This is a genomic window from Belnapia moabensis DSM 16746 (assembly GCF_000745835.1).
Lineage (GTDB): Bacteria > Pseudomonadota > Alphaproteobacteria > Acetobacterales > Acetobacteraceae > Belnapia > Belnapia moabensis.
This window is the reverse complement of sequence record NZ_JQKB01000169.1, coordinates 1-6,074: the sequence shown is the minus strand read 5'-3', so window position 1 is coordinate 6,074 and position 6,074 is coordinate 1. Positions and strand designations below refer to the sequence as shown.

Here is a 6,074-nt window from a genome sequence, read left to right as displayed (position 1 = left end):
AAACGGCAAGCCCAGCTCGTCCGGCGTGTGACGGCGGATCAGCGTCTGCACCTCAGCTTCCTGGGCCGTATCCAGCAGGCGCTGTTCGTCGGGTTTGCGGCCGCGCGGCTTGCCGACCAGCCCTTTCGCGCCCTCAGCTGCAAAGCGCTGGCAGATGTTGATCCCCCCGGTCCGGCTCAGCCCGACCTGCTCGGCAATCTCCCGAAAGGTCAGGCCGCGCTGACGAAGCCCGACCACCTGCCGCCGGCGCTCTTCCTGAGCCGCCGCGGGCAGCTTGCGCATGTCCACGTGCCTCATGCCCGCGAACTTGGATCCCCAGTCAATCAGATCAAGACAATGAGGGCCGCATCAATAACCGTAAGCGCATCGGGCGCGGCGTATGCAAGGGCATCGCGGCTTTGGAGGTCGCTATCCATCGCTACCTCGTCAGACACAATGACCATCCCAAGCCGCTCGTCCGAACCGCCAAGCCCAGCGGCCTTCTCCACAAGGCCTGTCCCAGAAACCAAGTGTTGGAGTTAGAGCATTAGGACAGCAGGGTTGGGTTACGCCAGGCTTGGACACCATCGACCACAACAGGACCAGTGAGGTTGTTCGGATCAAGAATGGCCGGTCGCTCTATCTCCAGCGTCCATCCTGACTGGTGCAATGCTGTGCAGAGGCGACCTTCAATAACCCGGGAGTGAGTTCCAGTCAGCAAATAGGCGACCTTTTCGCGCAGCAAGGGCAGGCTGCCCTCGACCAAGTCGACCTCGCCACCTTGAATATCAACATGTAAAAGATCGACACGGCTATGCTGCGCCACCACATCGGCAAGGTGTAGCATGGGAAGGATTTCGTACTCGCCGGAGCGCTTGGCCGCCTCCCATTGCGCTTCAGTCGCATGAAACACTGGCTCCAAGCCCCAGTGCAATCCGGCCTGATCTTGGCTTGGAAAGAGGGCCGTGCCCGGGGTGGCGGAGGCGATCCCGTGATGCAGGGTGTACTCCGAAGCCCTGAACCCATTTGTGGCTATGGCCTCTTCGGCAAAGCCAAGGTGACCACGATCGCCCTCCACGCCAATGAGGTGCACCGACAGTCCGGCGCGACGTGCCGCAACGCCCGCATTGTTGAGCCAACATCCCCAGCCGCAGCCGAGTTCGACGATGGTGAAGCGATGGCGCGCCAGATCAACAGCACGCAGTGCCGCCCCCCATTCAGCGATGTCAGCGTGCCAGTTGGCAGGGATCGGCATGGATTCCACCAGTCCAGCCCGGTCTCCCAGAATGGTGGGGAAAAATTTGGGGTCGATGATCACACCAAGGAAGTTGGTAAGGTAGCCCGGGCGCGGCGCCAAGTCTGGTACGGCATGACGCCGGATGACTTCTTCCGGATCAAAGCAGGCATTGTAGTGAAAAAAGCGGCTGGCGGCTCGGTTCCGCCAAAGCGCGAGTTCAGCCTCGCGGGCGGCACTCTCGCGCCCTATTGTATCGCGTTCCTGCAGCAGAGCATGACGGTCCAGTAATAGCGCATCGCGTTCCAATAACAGCGCATCGCGCGCTTCCCGCAACCGTCGGAGCTTTGGCAGCAGCAGGGCAAAGTTACGGAGAATAGTCACAGGGCCTCCATAGCGCAGACACCGTTCTCGGCATTCCCTGGCTGCGCAGTGCGCCGGGAGTTTGGTGATTGAGGTGTCTACATTGATCCTGTAGGTGTCAATAGGCTGCTGGCTGTGGGTGGGGGTGGCGCGGCGCCGGGCGCAAACAGCGCGCATGCCATGCTGCGTCGCGCTTGGCACAACGTGGCTCCGGCGTAGCCGGCGGCAGCCTATCTTTGACCATCAATGAGAGCTGTGCGCAGACGTGCTTGCGGCGACGCGACGTCGCCTGATTGCCTGGCGCTACCGCGGGCGGTGACGATGGAACGTCGGTGGATCGGTCAGGACGATCTCATCATGCGTCCGGAGCCGTGGATGTGATCGTCGTTGGCGGACTTGGTCGCGCTGCTCGACTAATCCAAGATTGGCCACCATCTGATTGGCATCCCGACCGTGGTCAAGGGCGGGCTTGGCTGGCCGCCGCTGGCTTTGGTCCATGCGATGGTGCTGGCGACTTGGCACAATCTCGGTGATGTGCCGCTGGTCGAGGCGCTGGACGATCTCGCCGGCTTCCGGTGATTAGGCCATGAGCCAACGCCTGAACGGATGGCCCTTGTTTGGTTCTGCCGGGAGTTGGTCCGCCGTCGCCTGGATCGCGTGCTGTTCAGAGCCGTCGCCCACACCAACTCGAAGTCAGGGGCGTCATGGCGCGCACCTGCACCCTGTTGGACGCTACGCTGCTTCGTTGGCCAGCATCCGTAGGGATGGCACAGCACAGTTGGCCAAGCATTGGCGCCGTAAGCCCGTGCCTGGCGACACGGCGCATGTGGCAACCGACGAGGCCGCTGGCCTGGCACCCGGCGCAGATGTCCCACGGCGCCCATTCACGATGCGGCCAGGCTTGCGGCGGTGCTGCCGAGCAAGCCGGGGATGGTTTATGACGACAGTGCTTTCGGCGGCTTACGCCCATCATGCCAGGGTGCAGCATATCCGATACCGGATCGAGAAGGTATGCGGGCCCGGAAGCGCAGCGACGGTCTGCGCCGGATGCGCTGGCTAAGGCCGGGCTGCAGGTGCGCCTCGCCGCCAGAGCCTACACCCTGCGGCGCACCGTCACCCTGCTATACGCCGCGGCGCCTTGATGCAGGACGAGGCTGCCCGCATCATGTCCGGGGATCCGGTCGTGGCGAGGTCCGTGCGCATCTGGCGCTCATTGTGCCCAAAGCTTGCCGCACCAAGTTATGCACGCTGTCTGGTGCATCCACGCACAGCTCAACCGTCGGTACTTCCCGCTTGCGCTCCCGGTCTTCCACCAGCCCGTGGTCATGCCGCAAGGCGGATCGCTGTGACCGGAGAAGTGCAGTCAGGTCAGCCACTGACTATGCATGGTTCCGATCGCGCTGGCGTAAGGACGACGGAAGCGCTTGGCAACTCTAGGCGAGGACGCGGGCCGCTTTCATGGTGAAAATGGGTGAGGCTTCCGGCTTGCTCGGCAGACATCGGGTGTCCCAGCAAATATCCCTGGCCTTGGCTACAGCCTACACCGCTAAGCGCCTCTGCCTGCTTCTCTGTCTCAATGCCCTCTGCTGTGATGGTAATGCCAAGAGCTCGCCCGAGCGCGATAATCGTCGATACGATCGCCATTGCCTTTGGTTCAGCATTCATATTACTGATAAATGACCGGTCAATCTTTAATTTGTTGAACGGAAAGCGCCAGAGGTAAGCAAGACTTGAATACCCTGTGCCGAAATCATCCATAGAAATCCCACAGCCAAGGTTACTTAAAGCAACCAGCGTCGCCATAACCGCATCCGTGTCTTGCAGCAGCAGGCCTTCAGTAACTTCGAGCTCTAAACGGGAGGGCGTCAACCCCGTGGTTGCGAGAGCATCACTAACAGTCGCCAGAAGCGCCGCGCTGTTGCGGAACTGAGCGGGTGAGAGATTGACCGCAACTTTTACGTCTTCGGGCCAAGTGGCTGCTTCGCGACAAGCTTGGCTCAAGACCCAGGCGCCGATCGGAATAATGAGCCCGGTCTCCTCGGCGAGCGGGATGAAGTGGGCGGGCGGCACAAGACCGCGCTCGGGATGATGCCAACGGATCAATGCCTCAAAGCCGACCAGCTTACCCCCGGGAAGCTCCTGCAGCGGTTGGTAAGCCAACTCGAAGCCGCTTTTTGCTACCGCGCAGCGCAAATCGTGGGTAAGGCGGCGGCGCTCGGCCAAGGCTTCGTCCATACCAGCTTCGAAAAACCGCGCCACACCTCGCCCTTCGGCTTTCGCCCGGTAGAGTGCAGCATCGGCCGCGCGCAACAGTGCCTCCGCCTCACTGCCGTCGCCGGGCGCTACCGCTACGCCCGCACTTGCGCCGCAAGCGGCAGCCCGTTGTCCTCCCGGCAAATCATAGGGTTCCGACAAGACCGCAACCAAACGTTCGGCGAGGCACGCTGCGCCATGAGGCTGGGCAAGACCTACTTGCACTACCATAAATTCGTCGCCGCCCAGACGAGCGACTGTGTCTTCCTGACGCAGCTCGGCTCGCAGTCGTCTCGCAACCTCGCATAGGAGTGCGTCACCAGCGGCATGGCCGAGTACGTCGTTCACCTCTTTGAAGCGGTCAAGATCAAGGGCGATCACTGCGACCTGTGAACCGTCGCGCAGAGAGCGGGACAACGCTGCTCCAAGCGCTTCGCGAAAGCTGGCGCGGTTCGGCAAACCGGTCAGCAGGTCATGATGAGCTAGAAAATGCACCTTGTTTTCTGCGGCCCGACGTTCGCGCGTGCGGCGCCAAGCAATTAAACCAGGCAGCAGCGATGATAAGAGTACCAAGGCAGCAATCGCCAACTCTGCAATTGCGAAAGCATGGCGATAGAGCGCCTGCTTTTGAGTTTGATCTACGTAGACCTCGGCGACACCCACAATCGTACCGCCACGGTAGGCAGGCACGTAAGCTTCGGCGTAGTAGGAAGGGCGCCTTGGCGGTTCGCCCCTGGCAGCCTCGACGTGAACTCCGCCAGCTAGAACATGTGCTGCAATGTCGCTGTTGCCTCGATGCGCAGCGAGCGTTCCTTGTAGCCTGTCGGTCTGTTCAAGATCGTCAGAAATAAAGACAAGATGTCCCTGGGTGTCAAAAAGCTTGTACCGGAACACGTTCCCAAGGCGACGCCCCTGCGCCATGACACTCAGCGCTGTGGGCGAAGGAGGGTGCCGGGCGAGAAGAGCCGGCAATTCGTCGCCAAGCATCTCGTCCATGTTTTTGGCCCAGGCATGCGCTGTGGCCTCTGCATCTCGCCTTAATAGCCAGGCCGCAGCGTACTCATTGATCACGGCACCGCCAACTGCGAGCAGTATGGCTGCTGAAGCCAGGGCGAATGGCAAACGCAAGCCGGACGCCATGCGGCCAAACCCAGATACCAATTTTGCGCAGTAATTCTGGGCCTCACCTGTTCGCTCACGGCTGAGTAGGCGAAGTCGCATGAAGAATCTCCGGCCGCGCAAGGACAGGTGACGCCCAGCAGTCACAGTGCTCCATCTATTACTATTTGTCTCCCACGCACGCCCTGCTTGTGCCTCAAACCGGCTGGTACCTTCTCAAAGGTCGTCAGAAAGCCAGTTCTGCAGCACTCACGCCAAAGGCGACGACGCGAGGTGATGGCCGGGCCCAGCGACGCAGCTGCCCCAGCCTACTGATGGCGCGACGACAGGCTTGCGAAACCGAAGCTGACGATTGCGCAGCGCCTTCAACGCGATGCCAATCGACTGCAGAACATCCGGTTGCAGATGTCGATCGGCCAGGCGCTGCACGACCGCGGCATCAACCACTTCGGCCGCGATCGATGGACGATTAGCAGGTCGAAGGCCGAAGGCACAAAGCGGCTGATGAGCACAAACCGGCGGGTCGGTGACGCGGCACAGCTTGAGGCTGCTGCGACGACGCTGGCTGCAGACCCTTAACCCAAGCTTGGAGCGACAGAAGCGCTCGCTCGGGGTTTTCCTCGGCGAGCGCATCGGGCGTTCAGCCCAAGCATCGTGGCCGGTTTCACCGGCCATTCGTCATTTTCAGGCACTCACCCGCTTGCCCGCAACGATGGCGGCCCGAGCCGGCAGGGATGCGCCGGCTCAGGTCTGGCGCTGGTGGTCAGGCGGCTTTGACGCCGGTGAGGAAGGCGGCGACCTCGGAGCCGAGGCGCTCGGACTGGCGGGAAACCTCCTCGGCGGCCTGCAGGACATGGCCGGCGGCGTCGCCGGTCTCGGCCGAGGCGCGGCTGACGCCGCTGATGTTGCGGGTGACCTCCTGGGTGCCGGCGGCGGCCTGCTGGACGTTGCGGGCGATCTCCTGGGTGGCCGAGCCCTGCTCCTCGACGGCGGCGGCGATGGCGCCGGCGATCTGGTTGACCTCGCCGATGGTGCTGGCGATGCCCTGGATGGCGGCCACCGCGTCGCGGGTGGCGGTCTGGATCTGGCCGACCTGGACCGAGATCTCCTCGGTGGCCTTGGCGGT

6 protein-coding genes and 1 pseudogene are annotated in these 6,074 nt (G+C 62.2%); 1 reads left to right on the top strand and 6 read right to left on the bottom strand.

The window, feature by feature from the left end; all coding sequences use genetic code 11:
* The 3 genes from EP26_RS29390 to EP26_RS34150 form a co-directional block, all read right to left on the bottom strand.
* Positions 1-282, bottom strand: a 282-nt coding sequence (locus EP26_RS29390) for a helix-turn-helix domain-containing protein (protein ID WP_211259613.1), incomplete at its 3' end; no start/stop codon positions are given.
* Between the two features lie 41 nt (positions 283-323).
* The gene (locus tag EP26_RS38825; RefSeq protein WP_157033920.1) at positions 324-488 is read right to left on the bottom strand and encodes a hypothetical protein; all 165 of its coding nucleotides are present in this window, start codon (positions 486-488) and stop codon (positions 324-326) included.
* Between the two features lie 38 nt (positions 489-526).
* Positions 527-1,597: an FkbM family methyltransferase gene (locus EP26_RS34150; RefSeq protein WP_084113135.1), complete on the bottom strand. Its 1,071-nt coding sequence runs from the start codon at positions 1,595-1,597 to the stop codon at positions 527-529.
* A gap of 432 nt (positions 1,598-2,029) precedes the next feature.
* Here EP26_RS34150 and EP26_RS38390 point away from each other — a divergent pair, with 432 nt between their 5' ends.
* On the top strand, positions 2,030-2,155 hold the full coding sequence (locus EP26_RS38390; protein ID WP_281177142.1) for a hypothetical protein: 126 nt from the start codon (positions 2,030-2,032) through the stop codon (positions 2,153-2,155).
* A 789-nt stretch (positions 2,156-2,944) separates the two neighbouring features.
* On the opposite strand, the gene EP26_RS34145 is transcribed toward EP26_RS38390, so the two are convergent.
* The 3 genes and pseudogenes from EP26_RS34145 to EP26_RS36550 all read right to left on the bottom strand — a co-directional run.
* Complete coding sequence (locus EP26_RS34145; protein ID WP_084113134.1) at positions 2,945-5,050, bottom strand: putative bifunctional diguanylate cyclase/phosphodiesterase; 2,106 nt, start codon at positions 5,048-5,050, stop codon at positions 2,945-2,947.
* 147 nt (positions 5,051-5,197) lie between these two features.
* Entirely contained in the window at positions 5,198-5,623 is a 426-nt protein-coding gene (locus EP26_RS35800; RefSeq protein WP_157033919.1) for a hypothetical protein, read from the bottom strand.
* An 88-nt stretch (positions 5,624-5,711) separates the two neighbouring features.
* Positions 5,712-6,074 (bottom strand): annotated as a pseudogene (locus EP26_RS36550) (methyl-accepting chemotaxis protein); the annotation flags it as partial.